This window comes from Mycobacterium sp. NGS63, assembly GCF_059812295.1.
On the sequence record NZ_JCALCJ010000004.1, the window covers coordinates 493,735 to 516,056 of the forward strand.

General features: G+C 70.7%; 21 protein-coding genes and 1 pseudogene. 15 read left to right on the forward strand and 7 right to left on the reverse strand.

Going from position 1 to position 22,322, the window contains the following annotated elements; all coding sequences use genetic code 11:
• Positions 1-38 precede the first annotated feature (38 nt).
• The 3 genes from AC5Y4Z_RS12955 to AC5Y4Z_RS12965 are packed head-to-tail and all read left to right on the forward strand — an operon-like array spanning position 39 to position 4,228.
• Entirely contained in the window at positions 39-1,424 is a 1,386-nt protein-coding gene (locus AC5Y4Z_RS12955) for an ammonium transporter (RefSeq protein ID WP_499964819.1), read from the forward strand.
• Positions 1,421-1,759, forward strand: coding sequence for a P-II family nitrogen regulator (locus AC5Y4Z_RS12960; RefSeq protein ID WP_499964265.1), 339 nt, complete (start codon positions 1,421-1,423; stop codon positions 1,757-1,759). The genes AC5Y4Z_RS12955 and AC5Y4Z_RS12960 overlap by 4 nt, the downstream gene beginning before the upstream one ends.
• A 45-nt stretch (positions 1,760-1,804) precedes the next feature.
• Positions 1,805-4,228, forward strand: a complete 2,424-nt coding sequence (locus tag AC5Y4Z_RS12965; RefSeq protein ID WP_499964267.1) for a [protein-PII] uridylyltransferase — start codon at positions 1,805-1,807, stop codon at positions 4,226-4,228.
• 15 nt (positions 4,229-4,243) lie between these two features.
• Here the strand turns inward: AC5Y4Z_RS12965 and lipY are convergent, their stop codons facing one another.
• The 4 genes and pseudogenes from lipY to AC5Y4Z_RS12985 all read right to left on the reverse strand — a co-directional run bounded on the left by lipY (position 4,244) and on the right by AC5Y4Z_RS12985 (position 9,206).
• The gene (gene lipY / locus AC5Y4Z_RS12970) at positions 4,244-5,536 is read right to left on the reverse strand and encodes a triacylglycerol lipase LipY (protein WP_499964821.1); all 1,293 of its coding nucleotides are present in this window, start codon (positions 5,534-5,536) and stop codon (positions 4,244-4,246) included.
• 135 nt (positions 5,537-5,671) lie between these two features.
• Positions 5,672-7,369, reverse strand: coding sequence for a DEAD/DEAH box helicase (locus AC5Y4Z_RS12975; protein ID WP_499964269.1), 1,698 nt, complete (start codon positions 7,367-7,369; stop codon positions 5,672-5,674).
• A 110-nt stretch (positions 7,370-7,479) separates the two neighbouring features.
• On the reverse strand, positions 7,480-8,274 hold the full coding sequence (locus AC5Y4Z_RS12980) for an alpha/beta hydrolase (protein ID WP_499964271.1): 795 nt from the start codon (positions 8,272-8,274) through the stop codon (positions 7,480-7,482).
• An 82-nt stretch (positions 8,275-8,356) separates the two neighbouring features.
• Positions 8,357-9,206, reverse strand: a pseudogene (locus tag AC5Y4Z_RS12985) (putative endonuclease domain-containing protein).
• A 157-nt stretch (positions 9,207-9,363) separates the two neighbouring features.
• On the opposite strand from AC5Y4Z_RS12985, the gene ffh reads away from it, so the two are divergent.
• From ffh to AC5Y4Z_RS13010, 5 genes are read left to right on the forward strand one after another with little or no spacing between them, the layout of a single operon-like run.
• A complete protein-coding gene (gene ffh, locus AC5Y4Z_RS12990) occupies positions 9,364-10,929 on the forward strand; it encodes a signal recognition particle protein (protein ID WP_499964273.1) in 1,566 nt (521 codons plus the stop codon).
• 13 nt (positions 10,930-10,942) lie between these two features.
• A complete protein-coding gene (locus AC5Y4Z_RS12995; RefSeq protein ID WP_499964823.1) occupies positions 10,943-12,019 on the forward strand; it encodes a metal-dependent hydrolase family protein in 1,077 nt (358 codons plus the stop codon).
• A 9-nt stretch (positions 12,020-12,028) separates the two neighbouring features.
• Positions 12,029-13,519: a serine/threonine-protein kinase gene (locus AC5Y4Z_RS13000; RefSeq protein ID WP_499964275.1), complete on the forward strand. Its 1,491-nt coding sequence runs from the start codon at positions 12,029-12,031 to the stop codon at positions 13,517-13,519.
• 60 nt (positions 13,520-13,579) lie between these two features.
• Positions 13,580-15,406: an N-acyl-D-amino-acid deacylase family protein gene (locus AC5Y4Z_RS13005; protein ID WP_499964276.1), complete on the forward strand. Its 1,827-nt coding sequence runs from the start codon at positions 13,580-13,582 to the stop codon at positions 15,404-15,406.
• Position 15,407: 1 nt separating this feature from the next.
• Entirely contained in the window at positions 15,408-16,004 is a 597-nt protein-coding gene (locus AC5Y4Z_RS13010; RefSeq protein WP_499964278.1) for a TetR/AcrR family transcriptional regulator, read from the forward strand.
• Here AC5Y4Z_RS13010 and AC5Y4Z_RS13015 read toward each other — a convergent pair.
• Positions 16,001-16,864 (reverse strand): D-alanyl-D-alanine carboxypeptidase family protein, encoded by an 864-nt coding sequence (locus AC5Y4Z_RS13015; protein ID WP_499964280.1) that lies wholly within the window; start codon positions 16,862-16,864, stop codon positions 16,001-16,003. The two genes, AC5Y4Z_RS13010 and AC5Y4Z_RS13015, sit on opposite strands and share 4 nt — an antisense overlap.
• A gap of 34 nt (positions 16,865-16,898) precedes the next feature.
• Complete coding sequence (locus AC5Y4Z_RS13020) at positions 16,899-17,156, reverse strand: hypothetical protein (RefSeq protein WP_499964282.1); 258 nt, start codon at positions 17,154-17,156, stop codon at positions 16,899-16,901.
• A gap of 59 nt (positions 17,157-17,215) precedes the next feature.
• Between AC5Y4Z_RS13020 and AC5Y4Z_RS13025 the strand changes: the two genes are divergently transcribed.
• From AC5Y4Z_RS13025 to trmD, 5 genes are all read left to right on the forward strand, one after another.
• Entirely contained in the window at positions 17,216-17,635 is a 420-nt protein-coding gene (locus tag AC5Y4Z_RS13025) for a nuclear transport factor 2 family protein (RefSeq protein ID WP_499964284.1), read from the forward strand.
• Positions 17,636-17,794: 159 nt separating this feature from the next.
• Positions 17,795-18,304: a 30S ribosomal protein S16 gene (gene rpsP, locus AC5Y4Z_RS13030; RefSeq protein ID WP_499964286.1), complete on the forward strand. Its 510-nt coding sequence runs from the start codon at positions 17,795-17,797 to the stop codon at positions 18,302-18,304.
• Positions 18,305-18,309: 5 nt separating this feature from the next.
• Positions 18,310-18,552 (forward strand): RNA-binding protein, encoded by a 243-nt coding sequence (locus AC5Y4Z_RS13035; protein ID WP_003878715.1) that lies wholly within the window; start codon positions 18,310-18,312, stop codon positions 18,550-18,552.
• A gap of 12 nt (positions 18,553-18,564) precedes the next feature.
• Complete coding sequence (gene rimM / locus AC5Y4Z_RS13040; protein ID WP_499964288.1) at positions 18,565-19,083, forward strand: ribosome maturation factor RimM; 519 nt, start codon at positions 18,565-18,567, stop codon at positions 19,081-19,083.
• A gap of 2 nt (positions 19,084-19,085) precedes the next feature.
• Positions 19,086-19,775 (forward strand): tRNA (guanosine(37)-N1)-methyltransferase TrmD, encoded by a 690-nt coding sequence (trmD, locus tag AC5Y4Z_RS13045; protein ID WP_499964290.1) that lies wholly within the window; start codon positions 19,086-19,088, stop codon positions 19,773-19,775.
• Positions 19,776-19,847: 72 nt separating this feature from the next.
• Here trmD and AC5Y4Z_RS13050 read toward each other — a convergent pair whose 3' ends face one another.
• Positions 19,848-20,798 (reverse strand): serine hydrolase, encoded by a 951-nt coding sequence (locus AC5Y4Z_RS13050; RefSeq protein WP_499964292.1) that lies wholly within the window; start codon positions 20,796-20,798, stop codon positions 19,848-19,850.
• 296 nt (positions 20,799-21,094) lie between these two features.
• Here AC5Y4Z_RS13050 and rplS point away from each other — a divergent pair, with 296 nt between their 5' ends.
• Complete coding sequence (gene rplS, locus AC5Y4Z_RS13055; protein ID WP_012393605.1) at positions 21,095-21,436, forward strand: 50S ribosomal protein L19; 342 nt, start codon at positions 21,095-21,097, stop codon at positions 21,434-21,436.
• An 18-nt stretch (positions 21,437-21,454) separates the two neighbouring features.
• Positions 21,455-22,321: a signal peptidase I gene (gene lepB / locus AC5Y4Z_RS13060; RefSeq protein WP_499964294.1), complete on the forward strand. Its 867-nt coding sequence runs from the start codon at positions 21,455-21,457 to the stop codon at positions 22,319-22,321.
• Position 22,322: the final 1 nt, after the last annotated feature.

A 22,322-nucleotide genomic window follows, 5' to 3' on the forward strand; every position in this document is an offset into this window, starting at 1 on the left:
CGATACTGGGCCAGCCCAATACCGGCGATACCGCCTGGATGCTGGCGAGTTCCGCGTTGGTGCTGTTGATGACGCCGGGCCTGGCGTTCTTCTACGGCGGCATGGTGCGCGCCCGAAGCGTCCTGAACATGCTGATGATGAGCATCAGCGCGATGGGCGTGGTGTCCGTGCTGTGGGTCCTGTACGGCTATTCGCTCGCCTTCGGCGACGACGCCGGCAACGTCATCGGCAAGCCGACGTCGTTCTGGGGCCTGAAGGGACTGATCGGCGTCAACGCCGTGGCCGCCGACCCGAGCAAGGGCACCGCGGCGACGGACATCCCGCTGGCCGGCACCCTGCCCGCCACGGTGTTCGTGGCGTTCCAGCTGATGTTCGCGATCATCACCGTCGCGCTGATCTCGGGCGCGGTGTCCGACCGGCTGAAGTTCGGCGCGTGGCTGCTATTCGCCGGCCTGTGGGCGACGTTCGTGTACTTCCCGGTCGCGCACTGGGTGTTCGCGTTCGACGGGTTCGCGTCCGAGCACGGCGGCTGGATCGCCAACAAGCTGCACGCGATCGACTTCGCCGGCGGCACCGCGGTGCACATCAATTCCGGTGTGGCGGGCCTGATGCTGGCGATCGTGCTCGGCAAGCGCCGCGGCTGGCCCACCACGCTGTTCCGCCCGCACAACCTGCCGTTCGTGATGCTGGGGGCGGGGCTGCTGTGGTTCGGCTGGTACGGCTTCAACGCCGGGTCGGCGACGAGCTCCAACGGCGCCGCCGGGACGACGTTCATGACCACCACGATCGCGACGGCCACCGCCATGCTCGGCTGGATGCTCACCGAACGCATCCGCGACGGCAAGGCCACCACCCTGGGCGCGGCGTCGGGCATCGTCGCCGGGCTGGTGGCCATCACCCCGTCGTGCTCGTCGGTCAACGTGCTGGGCGCCCTGGTGGTCGGCCTGGTGGCCGGCGTGGTGTGCGCGCTGGCGGTCGGCCTGAAATTCCGGTTCGGCTTCGACGACTCGCTCGACGTGGTCGGGGTGCACCTGGTCGGCGGCCTGGCGGGCACGCTGCTGGTGGGGCTGCTGGCCGCCCCGGAAAGCCCGGCCATCAACGGGGTGGCCGGGGTGTCCAAGGGGTTGTTCTACGGCGGCGGGTGGGCGCAGCTGGAACGCCAGGCGATCGGCGCGTTCAGCGTTCTCATCTACTCCGGCGTCGTCACGCTTATCCTGGCGTTGATCCTGAAGTACACCATCGGGCTGCGCCTGGATCCGGAGGCCGAGGCCTCGGGCATCGATGAGGCCGAGCACGCTGAAAGCGGTTACGATTTCGCAGTCGTCACCGGTTCGGTACTGCCTCCCCGCGTCGCCGTACAGGACACCCGGAACGGCCTTGAGGAGGAGCGAGTGGGTCACAGAGTGGAGGCAGAGCAGTCATGAAGCTGATCACCGCGATCGTCAAACCGTTCACCCTCGACGACGTCAAGACCAGCCTCGAGGAGACGGGAGTCCTGGGGATGACCGTCAGCGAAGTTCAGGGCTACGGCCGCCAGAAGGGCCACACCGAGGTCTACCGCGGCGCCGAGTACTCCGTCGACTTCGTGCCGAAGGTCCGCATCGAGGTCGTCGTCGACGACTCCATCGTCGACAAGGTGGTGGACAGCGTCGTTCGCGCGGCGCGCACCGGCAAGATCGGCGACGGCAAGGTGTGGGTCACCCCCGTGGAAACCATCGTGCGGGTGCGTACCGGTGAACGCGGGACCGATGCGCTGTGACAGCAGCCGCGCATTGCTGATCCAACCCGAACGGGCCGGGAGGGCATGAGTCCGGAGTCCGGGAGCGCAGCGGGAAATGCCAGCGGCGCAGGCGATTTGGCGGCCGCTCGGCGTCGACTGCTCTCGGAGGGCGCCGGGCTGCACGCGGCCGAGCTTCGCCACGCGTGGCTGGATCTGCACGCGTCGTGGCTGAGCGCCAAGGCCGACGAGGTCGGGATCACCGACGCCAGCGGGTTCGCGATCGTCGGGATCGGCGGCCTGGGCCGCCACGAGCTGCTGCCGCATTCCGACCTGGACCTGATGTTGTTGCACGCCAACGCCTCCGCCGAGGTGCTGCAGCGGGTGGCCGACGGGCTGTGGTATCCGTTGTGGGACGCCAACGTCCGGCTGGACCACAGCGTGCGCACCGTCTCCGGTGCGCTCGGCGTCGCCAACACCGACATGATCGCGGCCCTCGGGATGCTTGATGCCCGCCACATCGCCGGCGACGCGGGGCTGTCCGAGGAGTTGATCGCGGGCGCAAGACGCCAGTGGCGCAGCGCGATTCGCTCACGGATGGGTGAGCTCGTCGACATCACCGATGCCCGCTGGGAGCGTTGCGGCCGGATCGCGCAGCGGGCCGAGCCGGACCTGAAGTCGGGCCGCGGCGGCCTGCGCGACGTGCAACTGCTCGACGCGCTCGGGGTCGCCCAGCTCATCGACCGCCACGGCATGGCCCGGCCGGAGGCCCCGGGCGGCTCCCTGGACGACGCCTACCTGACGCTGCTCGACGTGCGCACCGAGCTGCACCGGGTGTCCGGGCGGGGACGTGATCAGCTGCTGGCCCAGTACGCCGACGAGATCAGCGCAGCCCTGCACATCGGTGATCGATTCGACTTGGCGCGCAAGCTTTCCGACGCCGGCCGCACCATCGCCTACCACGCCGAAACGGGGCTGCGGACCGCGGAGAACGCGCTGCCGCGCCGGGGCGTGACGGCGCTGGTGCGCCGGCCGAAGCGCCGACCGCTCGACGAGGGCGTCGTCGAGTACGCCGGGGAGATCGTGCTGGCCCGCGACGCCGCCCCCGACACCGACGCCGGGCTGGTGCTGCGCGTGGCCGCCGCGTCGGCCGACACCGGGCTGCCGATCGGCGCGGCGACGCTGACTCGCCTGGCCGCCGCCGCGCCCGAGATGCCAATCCCTTGGCCCCGAGAGGCATTGGACGACCTGCTGGTTGTGCTGTCCGCCGGGCCCACCGCCGTGGCGACGGTCGAATCGCTCGACCGCACCGGGCTGTGGGAGCGGTTGTTGCCGGAATGGGCGGCGATCCGCGACCTCCCGCCCCGCGACGTCGCGCACAAGTGGACGGTGGACCGGCACGTCGTCGAGACCGCCGTCAACGCGGCGCCGCTGGCCACCCGGGTGGCGCGGCCCGACCTGCTCGCGCTGGGCGCGCTGCTGCACGACATCGGCAAGGGCAGGGCGGTCGACCACAGCGTGCTCGGCGCGGACATGGCCCTCGAGATCGGCCCGCGGATCGGGGTGGCGCCCAAGGACGCCGAGTTCCTGTCGAAGCTGGTGCGCCACCACCTGCTGCTGCCGGTGGTGGCCACCCGCAGCGACCTCAACGACCCCAAGACCATCGAGGGTGTCTCGGAGGCCATGGGCGGGGACCCGCAGCTGCTGGAGGTGCTGCACGCGCTGACCGAGGCGGACTCCAAGGCGACCGGGCCCGGGGTGTGGAGCGAGTGGAAGGCCTCGCTGATCGAGGACCTGGTGCGGCGCTGCCGGCTGGTGATGGCCGGCGAGCCGCTGCCGCAGGCCGATCCCGCTGCGCCGCACTATCTTTCGCTGGCCGCCGACCGCGGCGTGCACGTCGAGATCGCGCCGGGCGACAGCGCGCGCATGTACCAGGTCGTGATGGTCGCCCCCGACCAGCGCGGCCTGGTGTCCAAGGCCGCCGCGGTGCTGGCGCTCAACTCGCTGAGGGTGCATTCGGCGACGGTGAACAGCTACCAGGGCGTCGCGATCACCGAGTTCGTGGTGTCGCCGCATTTCGGTTCGCCAGCCGCGGCCGAGCTGCTGCGCCAGCAGTTCGTGGGCGCGCTCGCCGGCGACATCGACGTGCTGGCGATGGTGGAGAAGCGCGACGGCGAGGCCGCCGTCTCCCGGGCGGGGGAGGTGCAGGCCGGGGTGCCGGTCACCCGCTCGACCGCCCCACCCCGCATCCTGTGGGTCGATACCGGCGCCGAGGGGCAGCTGGTCCTGGAGGTGCGCGCCATGGACCGGCCCGGCCTGCTGGCGTTGCTGACCCGGGCGCTGGAGCGCGCGGAGGTGGACATCGCGTGGGCCAAGGTCAACACGTTCGGGTCGACGGCCGCCGACGTGTTCTGCGTGCAGGCGCCCGAGGACGAGCGGGCCGCGCGCGCGGCGGTGGAAAAGCAACTGCTGGCGGTGTTCACCGGCCCGGGCGATATCGCCCTCGGCTAACGGCGGCGCAGCCGTCTAAATGCCGAGTTCCTGGTAGATCTGCGGGAGCAACCCGAAACCGTCGGGAGTGAGATACACCCAGTCGTGGGCTTGGCCCCTGGCAAATACGAAGCTGATCGGGGCTCCCTGAAGCGCGGCGTTGTGCTGAAGGACGAGCGCGTCGGGTGTGAGTGAGTCCAGGGCGCCCGCATAGACATAGGTCGGCGGAAGCCCCTGGAGCGACCCATACAGCGGGCTCACCAGCGGGTCGGTCTCGGGAAGGTTGCCCGCCCATTGCGCGCCGACATTCGGCGCGGAGCCGAGCAGCCCGCTGATCAACGGCGAATTGACCAGGGGATCGCTGACGAGCGCAATGTTGGGATTGGTCATGGTCACGTCCAGCCACGGCGACACCAGAACCAGTGACGCCGGGACGGTTTCGTGGTGGGCCACCATATATTCGACGGTCGCCAGTGCGAGGTTGCCGCCGGAGGAGTCACCGGTCACGCTGACGTTGGGGGCCCCGTGCTGAGCGATTTCGAGGGAAATGAAGCCGGCGATTTTGGGCACGACGGTGCCGGCGGTGCCTCCCTGTGGCACCAACGGGTAGAACGGCACTTCGATGGTGGCGCCGGTCTGGTAGGCCATCAGCGTGTAGTTGAGCCAGTGGAAGAGTGACGGCTCGAGCGAATAATCGCCACCGGGCAGGGCCACCACATAGTGGCCGGACGGATGTGCGGGGGTGATCTGCAGGACGGGCATCCCCTCGAATGTGGTGTGCTGCACCGTTTCCCCGAGCAGCAACGTCAAGAGTCTCGGCGGGGCGTTGCTGAACTCCAGCGAGAAAAGTGCGCCGGTGGCACGGCTCAGTTGAGCGGTGAGGCTCGGCGGGAGGTAACCCGCGACGCTTTGCAAGGCGAACAGCGAACCGTTTTCAAATTTGGCCGCCAGCGACGCTGTGCCGGTGAAGATCGCTCCCTGCGTGGCCGAGACGAGCGTGGGCGGCGACCCGAAGATATCGGCGACGAGCGCGTCACCGTACCCGGCGATCCCCTCTAGGGTCTGCAGCGGCGAGGCACTAGCCGCCTCGGCGGCCGCATAGGCGCCCGCGGCGGCGTTCAACAGCCGCGCAAACTGGGTATGAAACGCGGCCGCCTGCGCGCTGAGCGCCTGAAACTGCCGGCCGTGCGCGGAAAACAGCTCGGCAATCACCGCCGACACCTCATCCCCGGCCGCGGCGATAACGCCCGTCGTCGGGGCCGCCGCGGCCCCGCTGACCAGGTCCAGTGTCGAGCCGACGTTGGCCAAATCCGTTGCCGCCGAGGTCATTATCTCCGGCGCCGCGATCGCGTACGACAATTCCACCCCTCCAAGCCGCCCCCGGGGACAACCCGGCCGCCAGCTGGCGATCAAGTGATATGCGGAGCGTACGCCGAGTCACGGAGCGCTTCGGGAAAACCAGACCTATCGGGAGTGCTCGGAGTTCAGCTGCCGCAGGGCCTCGATGCGGGCCTGGATCTGCTCGCGGGTGGCCGCGGCGATGGGCGGCCCGCCGCATCGCCTTCGTAGCTCGTTGTGGATCCAGCCGTGTGGCTTGCCGGTGCGGTGGTGGGTCGCCGACACCAGCGTGTTGAGTTCGCGGCGCAGCTCGCGCAGCTGACCGTGCATCGAGGGCGGCGGCGCGGGCGCCCCCGCCGCCGCGCGCCTGGCCAGCTGCTCGTCCTGGCGCCGGTGCAGCAGCGCGCGCATCTGCTCGGCGTCGAGCAGCCCGGGGATGCCGAGGTAGTCCGCCTCCTCGTCGCTGCCGGCCGGGGCCGCGGTGCCGAACGAGGACCCGTCGAAGATGACCTGGTCCAGCTCGGCGTCGGCGCCCAGCGCGGTGAAACCCTGGTCGGTTTCGGTCTTTTCGGTCTGCGTGCGTACCGCGGGGTCACCGTCGAGGGGATCGGCTTCCTCGCGGTGCGGCTGGCCGAGCACGTGGTTGCGCTGGGCCTCCAGCTCGCTGGCGAGCTGCAGCAGGCTGGGCACCGACGGCAGGAAGATGCTCGCGGTTTCCCCCGGGCGGCGCGAGCGCACGAACCGGCCGATGGCCTGCGCGAAAAACAGCGGCGTCGAGGCGCTGGTGGCGTAGATGCCGACCGACAACCGCGGCACGTCGACACCCTCGGAGACCATCCGCACCGCGACCAGCCACCGGCCGGTGCCCTCCGCGAATTCGGTGATCCGCGCCGACGATCCGGGATCGTCGGACAGCACCACCGCGGGCGCCTCCGAGGTCAGCTTTTTTAGCAGCGCGGCGTAGGCGCGGGCCGCGGTGCGGTCGGAGGCGATGATCATGCCGCCGGCGTCGGGCACGTGGGCGCGCTTCTGGCGCAGCCGCTCGTCGGCGGCCGCGATCACCGCCGGCATCCATTCGCCGGCGGGGTCGAGTGCGGTGCGCCAGGCCCGCGCGGTGTGCTCGGCGGTCAGCGGCTCGCCCAGCCGCGCGGCGTGCTCCTCGCCGGCGCTGTCGCGCCAGCGGGCCTGCCCTGAGTAGGCGAGGAAGACCACCGGCCGCACCACCCCGTCGGCGAGGGCCTCGGCGTAGCCGTAGGTGTGGTCGGCCTGCGACCGCAGCACCCCGTCGGCGCCGCCCTCGTATGTGACGAAGGGGATGGGGCTGTCGTCGCTGCGAAACGGCGTGCCCGTCAAGGCGAGTCGGCGGGTGGCGTCGCCGAACGCCTCGCGGATGGCCTCACCCCAGGTCTTGGCGTCGCCGCCGTGATGGATCTCGTCGAAGATCACCAGCGTCTTGCGCTGCTCGGTGCGCACCCGGTGCAGTGTCGGGTGCGCGGCGACCTGGGCGTAGGTCACCATCACGCCGTGATACTCCGGCGACGTCTGCGGGCTGGTGTTGGAGAACCGAGGGTCCAGGGCCAGGCCGTGGCGCTGCGCGGCCAGCGCCCACTGCACCTTGAGGTGCTCGGTGGGCACCACGACGGTGATCTGCTCGACGGCGCGCTGGCCCAGCAGTTCGCCCGCGACGCGCAGCGCGAACGTCGTCTTTCCGGAGCCGGGGGTGGCGACGGCCAGGAAGTCGCGGGGCTGCGCGGTGAGGTATTTCACCAGTGCCCGGCGTTGCCAGCCGCGCAGCGCCAAGCCGGTGTCGCTGGCCGGTTGCATCGAAACAGCTCCCCCCGAAGTTGCGTCGTCGACGCGGCCGGCTCGGTTTGGTGACGGCTGTGAAATGTAGCATGCCAACGCTTTTCGGCGCAGCAGCGACGCGAATGCGGTCAGACGGCCTGGCGCGCCAGGTCGCGGGATTCCAGCCACCCGTGGATTCGTTGGGCGACGTCGGGCCAGCCCGGTTCGAGCATCATGTTGTGGCCCATGTCGAAGAACTCCGGCTCGGTCCGGTAGGCGCGCGCCGTCGCGCGCACCGAGCGAACGCTGACGAAGCCGTCGCGCAGGGCGCCCAGCACCAAGATCGGGGTGGTCACCAGCCGGGTGTCGACCCGGCGAAACATCGGATCGGTCATCGCCGCCCGGATGCTCTCGGGCCCGACGCGTTCGTAGCACGCGGAGACGATGTCCTCGGGCGTGTCGGCGCAGAACAGGTAGCCGCGGGCGAGCGCCTGGGTGCGCAGGAACTTGACCAGCGTCGGGTCGTTGAACGACCGCACCGTCATCCACGGGCGGCGGCGCCACACGCGCAGCGCCGCCCCGAGCACGCCTTGCGGCGGCAGCGAGCCCACCAGCACCGCCGCGGGCGCGGACCGGCCCTCGAGGTAGCGCTGGATGGTGTAGCCGCCCAGCGAATGGCCGATCAGCACCGGCGCGCCGCCGAGGTCGTCGGCCACCGAACGGACATCGTCGACGTAGTCCTCGATGGACACCTTGTGCAGGGGTGTGGCCGTGGTGCTGCTGCCGTGCCCGCGCAGGCTCATCGCCACCGCGCGGTAGCCGGCGTCGGCGAAGAAGTCCAGGAAGTGTTCCCAACACCAGGCGGCGTGCCAGCCGCCGTGCACGAACAGCAGCGGCACCGGATGCGCGTCGCTGGCGGTCCCCTTGTCGATCACCTCGAGCATGGACTCACCCCTTGTTTGCTGATGCCTCCTTTCCCCGAAACATAAGCCACGGCGACGTCGGCCGGCGTGTTTTGTGCGTGGTTTATGTGTCGCGCCAGCCGCGGCGGCGCAGCGCAGCGCGGACTTCGCGCACGATGTCGTCGGGCCGGTCTTCGGCGACGACCCGGATGATGATCCATCCAAACTTTTGCAGCCTTTTCAACCGCCGGATGTCGTGCACGTAGCGGCGCCGGCTGGTCCGGTGCTGATCACCGTCGTACTCCGCAGCTACCTTGTACTGCTCCCAACCCATGTCCAGCAGACCTATCAGGCGCCAGTTTTCCTGCACCGGAATCTGCGTTGTCGGAACGGGTAATCCGGCGTCGACCAGTAGCAACCGCAGCCACGTCTCTCTCGGGGACTCTGCTCCGGGGTCGACCCGCGGCAGCACTGCCCCGAAGTTGGCGCAGGCCGCGCGCACCCGCGTGCCGCTTGGCGAGAAGCCACACATCCTCGGTGCAGAACGGCTTGGCCCGCGCGAGGGCGTCGAGGCGCGCCACCGCCTCGCCCGGGGGCAGCAGCCTCGCCAGATCGAAAGCCGTCCGAGCAGATGTGGTCACCGGAAGACCCACGACGCGGGTGAGTTCGTCGCCCTCGATGCGCTGATTGCGCGTGATCACGCCTGGTGGAGAATGCTGGTTACGCCATATCAACTCGATGGGCTCGTCGTCGTCGATCCAGTTCGAGCCGTGCAGTGCCGCCGCGGCCAGTCCGGCCAGGATGCCGCGCCGGCGGGTCCACAGCCAGGCCGCTTCCGATCGGGTTCGCAGCGTCACCGATGCACCAGCTTGCACGTACACGTCGGGGAATATGATGCGAAACCCGGTACGCAACTGGTAAGGCGTCAGCTTTCGCTGCCGCAGGGCTTCGCTGCCCAGGAACGCGTCGTTCATAGCCGTAGGACGACATGACCGACCGAATGGTTGCACTGAGACATAAGGCCCTGCGCCGTTCGTCGGCGTGTTTTGTGCGTGGTTTACGTGTCGCGGAGACCGGGACGCTGCCGCGCCCCGCAGCGCGGGGCTCGCACCCACCACTAGGCTGGCGGTCGTGTTTGAATCGCTGTCCGACCGGTTGACCGGCGCCCTGCAGGGGCTGCGCGGCAAGGGCCGGCTCACCGACGCCGACATCGAGGCCACCACCCGCGAGATCCGGCTGGCGCTCTTGGAGGCCGACGTCTCACTGCCCGTGGTCCGGGCGTTCGTGGGCCGCATCAAGGAGCGGGCCCGCGGGGCCGAGGTCTCCGGCGCGCTCAACCCGGCCCAGCAGGTCGTCAAGATCGTCAACGAGGAACTGATCGGCATCCTGGGCGGCGAGACCCGCCAGCTCGCGTTCGCCAAGACACCGCCGACGGTCATCATGCTCGCCGGCCTGCAGGGCTCGGGTAAGACCACGCTGGCCGGCAAGCTGGCCGCCGGGCTGCGCGGCCAGGGACACACGCCGCTGCTGGTGGCCTGCGACCTGCAGCGGCCGGCCGCGGTGAACCAGCTGCAGGTCGTCGGCGAGCGCGCCGGGATTCCGGTGTTCGCGCCGCACCCCGGCGCCGGCGCGCCGGGCGCCGACGTAGGGCCCCCCGACCCGGTCGCCGTCGCGGCCGCGGGTCTGGAGGAGGCCCGCGCCAAGCACTTCGACGTCGTCATCGTCGACACCGCCGGGCGCCTCGGCATCGACGACGAGCTGATGGCGCAGGCCGCGGCCATCCGCGCGGCCGTCGACCCCGACGAGGTCCTGTTCGTCCTGGACGCGATGATCGGCCAGGACGCAGTCACCACCGCCGAGGCGTTCGGCCAGGGCGTCGGCTTCACCGGCGTGGTGCTGACCAAGCTCGACGGCGACGCCCGCGGCGGCGCCGCGCTCTCGGTCCGCGAGGTGACCGGTGTGCCAATCCTTTTCGCCTCCAGCGGCGAGAAGCTGGAGGACTTCGACGTCTTCCATCCCGACCGGATGGCCAGCCGCATCCTGGGCATGGGCGACGTGCTGACCCTGATCGAGCAGGCCGAGCAGGTCTTCGACGCGCAGCGCGCCGAGGAGGCCGCCGCCAAGATCGGCACCGGCGAGCTGACGCTGGAGGACTTCCTCGAGCAGATGCTCGCCATCCGCAAGATGGGCCCGATCGGCAACCTGCTGGGCATGCTGCCCGGCGCCGGCCAGATGAAGGACGTGCTGGCCCAGGTCGACGACAGCCAGCTCGACCGGCTGCAGGCCATCATCCGCGGCATGACGCCGCAGGAGCGGGCCGACCCGAAGATCATCAACGCTTCGCGGCGGCTGCGCATCGCCAACGGCTCGGGGGTGACGGTGTCGGAGGTCAACCAGCTGGTCGATCGCTTCTTCGAGGCCCGCAAGATGATGTCGTCGATGCTGGGCGGCATGGGCATTCCGGGCATGGGCCGCAAGTCGGCGACCCGAAAGGCCAAGGGCGGCAAGGGGTCCAAGGGCAAGAAGGGCAAGAAGGGCGGCCGCGGCCCGACCCCGCCGAAGGTCAGGAACCCGCTCGGAGCGGGCATGCCGGCCGGGTTCCCCGACCTGTCGCAGATGCCCGAGGGCCTCAACGAACTGCCGCCCGGCCTGGCCGACTTCGACCTGTCCAAGCTGAAGTTCCCGGGAAAGAACTAGCCGCCCCGTGCGCATGCACGTGCGGGGCGTGGGGCTGCCCGACGAGGCCGAGACCCAGCTATGGATCGCCGACGGCCGCATCAGCGCCGAACCGGTCGCGGGCGCCGACACCGTCTTCGACGGCGGCTGGATCCTGCCCGGGCTGGTCGACGCCCACTGCCACGTCGGGCTGGGCGATCACGGCGAGATCCCCCTCGAGGAGGCGATCGCCCAGGCCGAGATCGAACGCGAGGTCGGCGCGCTGCTGCTGCGGGACTGCGGCTCGCCCACCGACACCCGCAGCCTCGACGACCGCGACGACCTGCCGCGCATCATCCGCGCCGGAAAACACCTGGCGCGCCCCAAGCGCTACGCGGCCGGCTTCTCGCGCGAGCTGGACGACGAATGGCAGCTGCCGGCGGCGGTGGCCGAGGAGGCCCGCCGCGGCGACGGCTGGATCAAGCTGGTCGGCGACTGGATCGACCGCGGCGTCGGCGACCTCGCGCCGCTGTGGTCCGACGCCGTGCTCAAGGCCGCGATCGAGACCGCCCACGCCCACGGCGCCCGGGTCACCGCCCACGTCTTCAGCGAGGACGCGCTGCCCGGCCTGATCAACGCCGGCATCGACTGCATCGAACACGGCACCGGCCTCACCGACGACACCATCGAGCTGATGGTCGAGCGCGGCACCGCGCTGGTCCCCACGCTGGTCAATATCGTCGAGAACTTCCCGGGCATCGCCGAGGCCGCCGCGAAGTATCCGGCCTACGCCGCCCACATGCGCGACCTGCACGCCCGCGGCCCCGCGCGGATCGCCGCGGCGAGGGACGCGGGCGTGCCGGTCTACGCCGGCAGCGACGCCGGCACCATGGTCGCGCCCGGCCGGATCGCCGACGAGGTCGAGGCGCTCAAGGGCATCGGGATGAGCCCGACGGAGGCGCTGGGCGCCGCGTGCTGGGACGCGCGCCGCTGGCTGGGCCGCCCCGGGCTCGACCCCGGAGCCTCGGCCGACCTCCTGTGCTACGCCGACGACCCGCGGTCGGGCCCGGACGTGCTGCGCCGCCCCGACCTGGTGATCCTGCGCGGCAAGGCCTTTCGGCCGCCTCGGTAGTATCGCGGCATGGCGTTGGCCAGCGGCGCGACCTTCGCCGGCTACCTGGTCGCGCGGAGGCTGGGTTCTGGAGCGACCGGTGCCGTCTACCTTGCCCAGGACCCTCGATCGTCGCGCTGGCAGGCGTTGAAGGTCCTGTCGCCGGCGCTGTCGGCCGACGACGAATTCCGCCGCCGCTTCGAGGCGGAGACCCCGATCGCGACGAATCTGTGGCACCCGAACATCGTCGGGGTCCGCGACCGCGGCGAGTTCGACGGCCGGCTCTACATCGCGACGGACTACGTCGACGGGTCCAGCGCCGCGCGCCTGGCCGCCGACCGGTTCCCGGCCGTCGCGCCGGTCGACGAGGTGCTTGCGCTGGTGAGCGCCGTCGCCGGTGCGCTCGACCACGCGCACGAGCGTGGGCTGCTGCATCGCGACGTCAAACCGGCCAACATCCTCGTGACCGGGCGCGCCGAAGGCGAACGACGCTTCCTGCTCACCGACTTCGGGACAGCGCGGCAACCCGCGGCCGGTTACGCCGCGCCCGAACAGCTCGCGGACGGGGCCGTCGACGGCCGAGCCGACCAGTACGCGTTGGCGGCCACCGCATTTCACCTGCTGAGCGGGGCCCTGCCGGCCCCCGGCGCCCGGCTGAGCGAGTGGCGTCCCGAGCTCGCGCGCCTCGACGGGGCGTTCTTTCGGGCGCTCGCCCCGCGTCCCGCCGACCGGTTCGGCACCTGCCGCGAGTTCGCCGACGCGGCCAACCGGCAGGCGGGCGTCGTGGCCGAGTATCCGGCGTACTGGCCCGAGCCCGACGCAGTACCCGGCGTCCCCGAGGCGCCCGCGGCGCACGAACGCGAACCGGCCACGCCGCGCCGGCGCCGGCCGCGCGCGATCGTGGTGGGCGCCGCCGCGGTGGTGCTCGCCGCCGGGCTGCTCGCCGCCGGCTTCGCCCTCGGCCGCAAGACCGACAGGACCGACCCCACGACCGCCGCCCCGGTCGCCAGCCCGACCACGAGCGCGCCGGCACCCGGCACCGCGGTCGCGGAGCCGATCCCGCTTGACGGCACCTACCGCCTCGAGGTGCGGCGCACCAAGCAGACGTTCAACGAGCGGCCCAACCCCCAACCGCCCGACGTGATCACGTGGTGGGCCTTCCGCTCCTCGTGCGCGCCCGGCCCGTGCACGGCCGTCGGGACCCTGCTCGACGAGGCCGACCTCACCCGCGCGAAATCACCCGGCGGCGAACCCATCGTGCTGGACTTCCGCGACGGCCACTGGCTGTCCCGCACGGAGCAGGGCACGTTTCCGTGCATCGGGCCCGGCGGCGCCGCGACCCAGGCCACGACGCAGGCCCTGGCCCTGCGCCCCCGCGGGCACGGCGAGTTGGCGGGCGAGATCACGGTCACCGTGCACAGCAACGAGTGCCGTCAGCTCGGTGCCGTGCTGCGGGCCCCCGTCCTGGTGGCCCGCACGGGCGAGGTGCCGCCGGGCGTGACGGTGCCGCCCCGGCCCTGACTCAGCCCCTGACCTGGCATGAAACACCCCTTCGGAAAAGATTGCGAGTACTTGCTATCTATGTTAGGTTGCCTCCAACCCGACGACCTGGAGGCAACGGTGACCTACGACGTGATCATTCGCGACGGGCTGTGGTTCGACGGCACCGGCGCCGCGCCGCAGACCCGCACGCTCGGCATCCGCGACGGCGTGGTGGCCACCGTGGCGGCGGGGCCCCTGGACGAGACCGGCTGCCCCGAGGTGATCGACGCGGCGGGCAAGTGGGTGCTGCCCGGCTTCATCGACGTGCACACCCACTACGACGCCGAGGTGCTGCTGGACCCGGGGCTGCGGGAGTCGGTGCGCCACGGCGTGACGACGGTGCTGCTGGGCAACTGCTCGCTGTCGACGGTCTACTCCGGCTCCGAGGACGCCGCCGACCTGTTCAGCCGGGTGGAGGCGGTGCCGCACGAATACGTCTACGGCGCTTTGGATTCCACCAAATCGTGGTCGACGGCCGCGGGCTACGTCGAGGCGATCGACGCGCTGCCGCTGGGGCCGAATGTCGGCTCCCTGCTTGGTCATTCGGACCTGCGGGCGGCGGTGCTGGGCCTCGACCGCGCCACCGACGCCACCGTGCGGCCCACCGACGCCGAGCTGGAGAGGATGGCGGCGCTGCTGGACGAGGCGCTCGACGCCGGGATGCTCGGGATGTCCGGAATGGACGCCGCCATCGACAAACTCGACGGCGAGCGCTTCCGGTCGCGCGCCCTGCCGTCGACCTTCGCGACGTGGCGCGAGCGGCGCCGGCTGATCAGGGTGCTGCGCAAGCGCGGCCGGATCCTGCAGAGCGCGCCCAACGTCGACGACCCGAAGTCCGGGCTGCTGTTCTTTTTGGCCAGCAGCGCGATGTGGGGCTGGCGCAAGGGGGTTCGGATGAGCCTGCTGGTGTCCGCCGACGCCAAGTCGATGCCGTTCGCCGTGCACACCTTCGGGTTGGGCACCCGCCTGCTCAACAAGATCCTGGGCTCCCAGGTGCGATTCCAGCACCTGCCGGTCCCGTTCGAGCTGTACTCCGACGGCATCGACCTGCCCGTGTTCGAGGAGTTCGGCGCCGGCACCGCGGCGCTGCACCTGCGCGACCAGCTGCGGCGCAACGAGCTGCTGGCCGACGAGTCCTACCGCCGGAACTTCCGCAAGGAGTTCGACCGCATCAAGCTCGGCCCGTCGCTGTGGCACCGCGACTTCCACGACGCGGTCATCGTCCAGTGCCCCGACAAATCATTGGTGGGAAAGAGCTTTGGCGCCATCGCCGACGAACGCGGGCTGCACCCGCTGGACGCGTTCCTCGACGTGCTCGTCGACAACGGCGAGCGCAACGTGCGGTGGACGACGGTGGTGGCCAACCACCGGCCCAGGCAGCTCGACAAGCTCGCCGCCGAGCCCAGCGTCCACATGGGCTTCTCCGACGCCGGCGCGCACCTGCGCAACATGGCGTTCTACAACTTCGCGCTGCGCATGCTCAAGCGCACCCGCGACGCCGAGCGCGCGGGCGCGCCGTTCTTGTCCATGCAGCGGGCCGTGCATCGCCTCACCGGCGAGCTGGCGGAGTGGTTCGGCATCGACGCCGGGACGCTGCGCGAGGGCGACCGCGCGGACTTCGTCGTGATCGACCCGGCCGGGCTCGACGAGTCGGTGGACGGCTACCACGAGGAGGCGGTGCCGTTCTACGGCGGCCTGCGGCGCATGGTCAACCGCAACGACGGCGCGGTGATCGCCACCGGCGTGGGCGGCACGGTCGTCTTCGGCAACGGCGAATTCCGTCCCGGCTACGGGCAAACCGTCAAGTCGGGCCGCTACCTGCGGGCGGGGGAGCGTCACGCCGGGGCGCTGAAAGTCGGTGCCTGACATGGGCAGAACCCAGCAGCAGCGCCGCGAGGAGACCGTTGCGCGGCTCCTCGAGGCCGCCATCGCCACCATCATCGAGGTCGGCTACGCGCGGGCCTCGGCGGCGGTGATCACCAAGCGGGCCGGCGTGTCCGTCGGCGCCCTGTTCCGCCACTTCGACACCATGGGCGACTTCATGGCCGCCACCGCGTCGGAGGTGCTGCGCCGTCAGGTGGAGTCGTTCACCAAGCGGGTCGCGGAAATTCCGGCGGACCAGCCGGTGCTGGAAGCGGCGCTGCCCATCCTGCGCGACATCACCGCCGGCCCGACCAACGCCGTCTTCTACGAACTGACTATCGCCGCGCGCACCGACGAAAAGCTCAGGGCCACAATGCAACACGAGCTCGCCCAGTATGCGGCGAAGATTCACGACGCCGCCCGGGCGCTGCCCGGCGCCGAGGACCTTCCGGCCGAAACCTTCCCGGTCCTGGTGACATTGATGAGAAACGTGTTCGACGGGGCCGCCGTGGTGGAGGGGGTGCTGCCCCACCCGGAGATCGCGGAGCAGCGCATTCCGGTGCTGACCGCGCTGCTCACCGCGGCCCTGGGCGGTGGCTAAAGCGAGCCGATGCCGGTCTCGGGATTGAGCGCGAAACCCCAGTCGAACAGGGTGGCGGCCTGATCCCAATACGACGGACCGCCCTGCTTAACCAGGCCGTACATCATGGCGATCACCAGCCGGCGGCCACCGCGGGCGGCGGCGCCGACGAAGGTCTTGCGCGCGGCGTTGGTGAAGCCCGTCTTGCCGCCGATGGCGCCGGGATAGCGAGCCAGCAGCTCGTCCTGGTTGGTGATCGGCTCGTCGCCGTGCTCGCCGGGGAACATCGCCGACGGCTCGGAGGTGATCTGCGCGAACACCGGGTTGGCCATCGCCGCGCGGAAAATGACGGCCAGGTCGTGGGCCGTCGACGCCCCGGAGCCGCCGGGCCCGTCCAGCCCGGACGGTGTCGACGCGTGGGTGCTCGTCGCCCCCAGGGAGGCGGCCTTGGCGTTCATCTTGGCCACGGTGGCCTCGGCGCCGCCCAGCAGGTGCGCCAGCGTGTTGGCGGCGTCGTTGCCCGAGACCAGCAGCAGCGCGTCCAGCAGCTGGCGCGCGGTGTAGCTGCGGCCCGGCTTGATGCCGACGCAGTTGCACTCGACCTCGGTGTCGGCGACGTCGGCGACGACGGTGGAATCCAGGCTCACCTGGTCCAGCGCGACCAGCGCCAACAGCACCTTGATGGTACTCGCCGGCGGGTGGGCGACGTTCTGGTCGCGGCCGGCCAGCACCTGACCGCTGTCCAGGTCGGCCACGATCCAGGTCTGAGCCGGGCCGTCGGGGATGGGCACCGAGCCGATCGGCTGCGTGTTGTCGGCCCGCGACACGGGCGCCGCGGCCACCGCCAGCGACGCGGCGACCGCGGCCAGAAGCTTGCGCATGGGCGCAAAGTGTAACTTCCGGGGCCGCCCGCAGTCAGTGCCACGGCATGTCGCGCCAGGCGTAGAACTTGCCGTCGCGGATGTCGTGGACGCCGTAGTAGTCCCAGAAGTAGTCGTGGCAGACGCCGCCGTCCCACGGCACCGGCCGGCCGGCCGGAAGGACATCACCCGGGCACCAGCGCTGGCAGGACTTCCCGGCCGGGCACGGGGCGGCCTCGGCGGAAGGTGCCGAACCGGCCAACAGCAACAACGTCGTCGCCAACCCCGCGACCGCGGCCCGCAACAGACTCATCCGGCAAGTCGACACCGCCCGCGCCGCTACCGATCCCAACCACGGTGTTGAATCGACGCATGTTGAGCCTGGCCGAGATTTCCGACCGCCTAGAGATCCAGCAGCTGCTGGTGGACTATTCCACCGCCATCGACAACCGCCGCTTCGACGACCTGGACCAGGTGTTCACGCCGGACGCCTACATCGACTACACCGCGCTGGGCGGCATCGAAGGTCACTATCCCGAGGTCAAGAAGTGGCTGGCGGAGGTGCTGCCGACCTTCCCCGTGTACGCGCACATGCTCGGCAACTTCTCGGTGCGCATCGACGGGGACAGCGCGTCGTCGCGGGTGATCTGCTTCAACCCCATGGTGCTGCCGGGGGACAAGGATCAGATCCTGTTCTGCGGGCTCTGGTACGACGACGAATTCGTGCGCACGCCCGACGGCTGGCGGATGAGCCGCCGGGTGGAGACCAAGACCTTCCAGAAGGTCATGTGACGATTTCGGCCCCGGCGCCCTGGTCTGGCACAATGGGCGGCTGTCCGCCCCGCGATCACGGTCGCGCGGTGGTCACACACGCGAGGCAAAACCGGGCCCCGGCATCCCGCCGGCGTCGCTGAATTGCAGCGTGACACCCACAGGAGACATCGCGTAACCATGGCTGTGAAGATCAAGCTCACCCGGCTCGGCAAGATCCGCAATCCCCAGTACCGCATCGCCGTCGCCGACGCCCGCACGCGTCGCGACGGCCGCTCGATTGAGGTCATCGGCCGGTATCACCCGAAGGAAGACCCGAGCCTGATCGAGATCAACTCCGAGCGCGCCCAGTACTGGCTTTCGGTGGGCGCCCAGCCGACCGAGCCCGTCCTCAAGCTGCTGAAGATCACCGGCGACTGGCAGAAGTTCAAGGGCATCCCCGGCGCCGAGGGCCGGTTGAAGGTCAAGCCCGCCAAGCCCAGCAAGCTGGAGCTGTTCAACGCCGCGCTGGCCGAGGCCGACGGCGCCCCCACCACCGAGGCCGCCAAGCCGAAGAAGAAGGCGCCCGCGAAGAAGGCCGCGAAGGCCGCCCCGGAGGCCGCCGAGGCGCCCGCTGAAGCCACCAAAACCGCGGAAACCCCGGCGGCCGCCGAAACCGAGGCGCCGGCCGAGCCGACGAGCGAGAGCTGACCGACGTGAGCACGGTCGTCGTTGACGCAGTCGAGCACCTGGTCCGCGGGATCGTCGACAACCCCGACGATGTCCGGGTGGACATGGTGACCAGCCGGCGTGGGCGCACCGTGGAGGTGCACGTCCACCCCGACGACCTGGGCAAGGTGATCGGCCGCGGCGGACGCACCGCGACCGCGCTGCGCACCCTGGTCGCCGGGATCGGTGGCCGCGGCATTCGCGTCGACGTGGTGGACACCGACCAGTAGCCGGACACTCCCGTGGAGTTGACGGTCGGGCGCGTGGTCAAGGCGCACGGCATCGGCGGCGAGGTGGTCGTGGAGATCCGCACCGACGATCCCGCCGCCCGGTTCGCCCCGGGTAATACGTTGCGCGCCAGGGATTCTCGTGGCGGCACCGAACGCGATTTCGTCATCGAGCAGGCGCGCGAGCACGGCGGGCGGCTGCTGGTGCGGCTGGCCGGGGTCGACGACCGAGACGCCGCCGACGCGTTGCGGGGCAGCCTGTTCGTGGTGGACTCCGACGACCTGCCGCCGATCGACGAGCCGGACACCTACTACGACCATCAGCTCGAGGGCCTGCGCGTCCGGACGGTGACGGGGCAGGACGTCGGCGTGGTGGCCGAGGTGCTGCACACCGCGGCCGGTGAGCTGCTGGCGGTGCGGCGCGACGCCGGGGAGGCGCTGGTGCCGTTCGTCGGCGCGATCGTCACGTCGGTGTCGCTGGACGACCGGCTGATCGAGATCGATCCGCCCGACGGCCTGCTGGACCTGGGGTAGCCGTGCGCGTCGACGTCATCACGATCTTCCCGGCCTACCTGGATCCGCTGCGACAGTCGTTGCCGGGCAAGGCGATCGCGTCGGGCCTGGTCGACCTGCGCGTGCACGACCTGCGCCGCTGGACCCACGACGTGCACCACTCGGTGGACGACGCGCCCTACGGGGGTGGCCCCGGCATGGTGATGACGGCGCCGGTCTGGGGCGAGGCGCTGGACGAGACCTGTTCCGGCGAAACGCTTTTGGTGGTCCCCACCCCGGCGGGCACGCCGTTCACCCAGGCCACCGCCCAGCGCTGGACCGTCGAGCGCCACCTGGTGTTCGCGTGCGGGCGCTACGAGGGCATCGACCAGCGGGTCGTCGAGGACGCCGCCCGCCGCATGCGGGTGGAGGAAGTCTCGATCGGCGACTACGTGCTGCCCGGCGGCGAGTCGGCGGCGGTGGTGATGATCGAGGCGGTGGTCCGGCTGTTGCCCGAGGTCATCGGCAATCCCCAGTCACACCAGGACGATTCGCACTCACACGGCCTGCTGGAGGGCCCGTCGTACACCCGGCCGCCGAGCTGGCGCGGGCTCGACGTGCCCGAGGTGCTGCTGTCCGGCGACCACGCGCGCATCGCCGCCTGGCGCCGGGAAGAGTCGCTGCGGCGCACCCGCGAACGCCGCCCCGATCTTTTGGCGCCGGGCGGCGAGTGACGATTGCGCGAGCGTGCGGCTGGCCGCACCGGTGGGCGCCACTGTGCGGCTGGCCGCACGCTGGATCCCGCGTCAGATGCGGCCGTTGGGGAAGATCGTCTTGACGGCCTGGGTGATCGTCTGGCGCGCCGTGGCGTCGTCGGAGGTCTGCAGCGACTGCACCACCATGACGTAGCGGTGGTCGGTGCCGACGACGCCGGTCGACAAATGCATCCAGTCGCTGCCGATGCAGCACATCCAGCCCTGCTTGACCGCCACCGGCTCGGCGAACAGCCCCTCGGGAATCCCGAACCGCTGCGGGTACCCGTCGATGCCGGTCGGCGTCGACTGGGCCAGGTCGTTGACGATGACCGCGGACCGCTCGGGCGGCAGCCCGCCCGTCCCGTCGAGCAGCATGTCGTAGTAGCGGACCAAATCGGTCAGCGTGCTCATCGTGTTCCACCAGCGCCCGTCGCCGGGCGGGGTGGTCGACGACAACCCGTACCGGGCCGCGACCGCGGTGATGATGGCGTCGCCGCCGCCCTGGCCCCAGAACTTCTCGGCCGCGCCGTCGTCGGACGACTGCAGCATGGTGTCCAGGGCCTGGCGGTCCTCCGGCGACAGGGCCGTCCGGCCCTGCGATTCGGCCAGCAAAAGCTCGTCGGCGATGAACAGCTTGGCCACCGAGGCGGTGCCGATGACCTGGCCGTTGCCGTTGGCCACGAGCTCGTGGGTCTTGCGGTCGAGGACGGCGACCGACAGGTTGGCCCCGGCGGCGGCCGCCTCGTCGATGGCCCGCTGGATGCGCGCCGGCAGGCCGTTGAACACCGTGCCCGGCAGCGCCTGCGGCGGCCCGTGCATGGGCGCGCTGTCCAGCAGCAGGTGAACCGTCTCCGGCGGCGTCGGGGCCTGATGCGCGCTGTGCCCCGGGTCGCGGGGCACCGTCGGCTGGGCCTGCGTCTCCACCAGCGCCTCGTCACACCCGGCCAGCACCAGCGTCACCACCGCCACGGCGGCGAGCACGGTGAGCGGGCGGGCGCGCATGCCTGGATCTCCTCGAGGTGAAACCGACAGCTTGAAGGGCCGCATCGACCCCAGTCATATGTACCACTCACCGGGCCTTCGGCTCGTGCCGAATCGCGACCGTTTACCTGTGATTTTCAATGCACGCGGGCCGTCTGGCACAATTGTGCAGTTGTCTCGAACCCGTCAGCGGGCCGGGCCGCTTCCCGGGCGCTGCGAGATACACGGACAAAGCCCGAAATCCATCGGCTTGATGACCGCCCCACGCCCGCGCGTGGGCCGCGGTCGCGGGCCGCGAGCGCAAGGAAGTTCTAACGATGAACAGGCTGGACTTCGTCGACCAGGCGTCGCTGCGCGACGACATCCCGGCCTTCAGCCCGGGCGACACCATCAACGTGCACGTCAAGGTCATCGAGGGCGCCAAGGAGCGCATCCAGGTGTTCAAGGGCGTGGTGATCCGCCGGCAGGGCGGGGGCATCCGCGAGACGTTCACCGTGCGCAAGGAGAGCTATGGCGTCGGCGTCGAGCGGACCTTCCCGGTGCACTCGCCGAACATCGACCACATCGAGGTGGTGACCCGTGGCGACGTCCGCCGCGCCAAGCTGTACTACCTGCGTGAACTCCGCGGCAAGAAGGCCAAGATCAAGGAAAAGCGCTGACGCCCCTACGCTGATCTCGTGACGGATACCCCGGACTCGCCCGAGCCCCAGTCCGACGCCGGTCAGACGGAACCCAAGGTCTCGACCCGCGACCCCGACACCCCCGACGAGGGGACCGCGCCCCCCGACGCCGCGGCCGAGCCTGACCGCAAGAAGAAGTCCACCCTGCGCGAACTCGCGGTCCTCGCGGTGATCGCGGTGGTGCTCTACTACGTCATGCTGACGTTCATCGCGCGGCCGTACCTGATCCCGTCGGAATCCATGGAGCCCACGCTGCACGGGTGCACGGGCTGCGTCGGCGACCGGATCATGGTCGACAAGCTCACCTACCGGTTCGGTCAGCCGCGGCCCGGCGACGTGGTCGTCTTCAAGGGGCCGCCGTCGTGGAACGCCGGGTACAAGTCGATCCGGTCGAACAACACCGCGCTGCGCTGGGTGCAGGACGGGCTGTCGTTCATCGGTTTCGTGCCTCCCGACGAGAACGACCTGGTCAAGCGGGTCATCGCGGTCGGCGGGCAGACGGTGGCGTGCCGGGCCGAGACCGGGCTGACCGTCGACGGCAAGCCGCTCAGGGAGCCCTACCTGGATCCGAACACCATGATGGCCGACCCGACGAAGTACCCGTGCCTGGGCAGCGAGTTCGGTCCTGTCGCCGTGCCGGCGGGACGGCTGTGGGTGATGGGCGACAACCGGACGCACTCGGCGGACTCGCGCGCGCACTGCACCAGCGTCCCCGCCGACGCGCTCAAGGGCGTGCTGTGCACCGGCGACCCGATGTCGGGGACGGTGCCGGTGTCCAACGTCATCGGCAAGGCCAGGTTCATCGTCTGGCCGCCGTCGCGGTGGGGCGGTGTCGGATCGGTGAATCCCCAACAGAGTCGGTAGC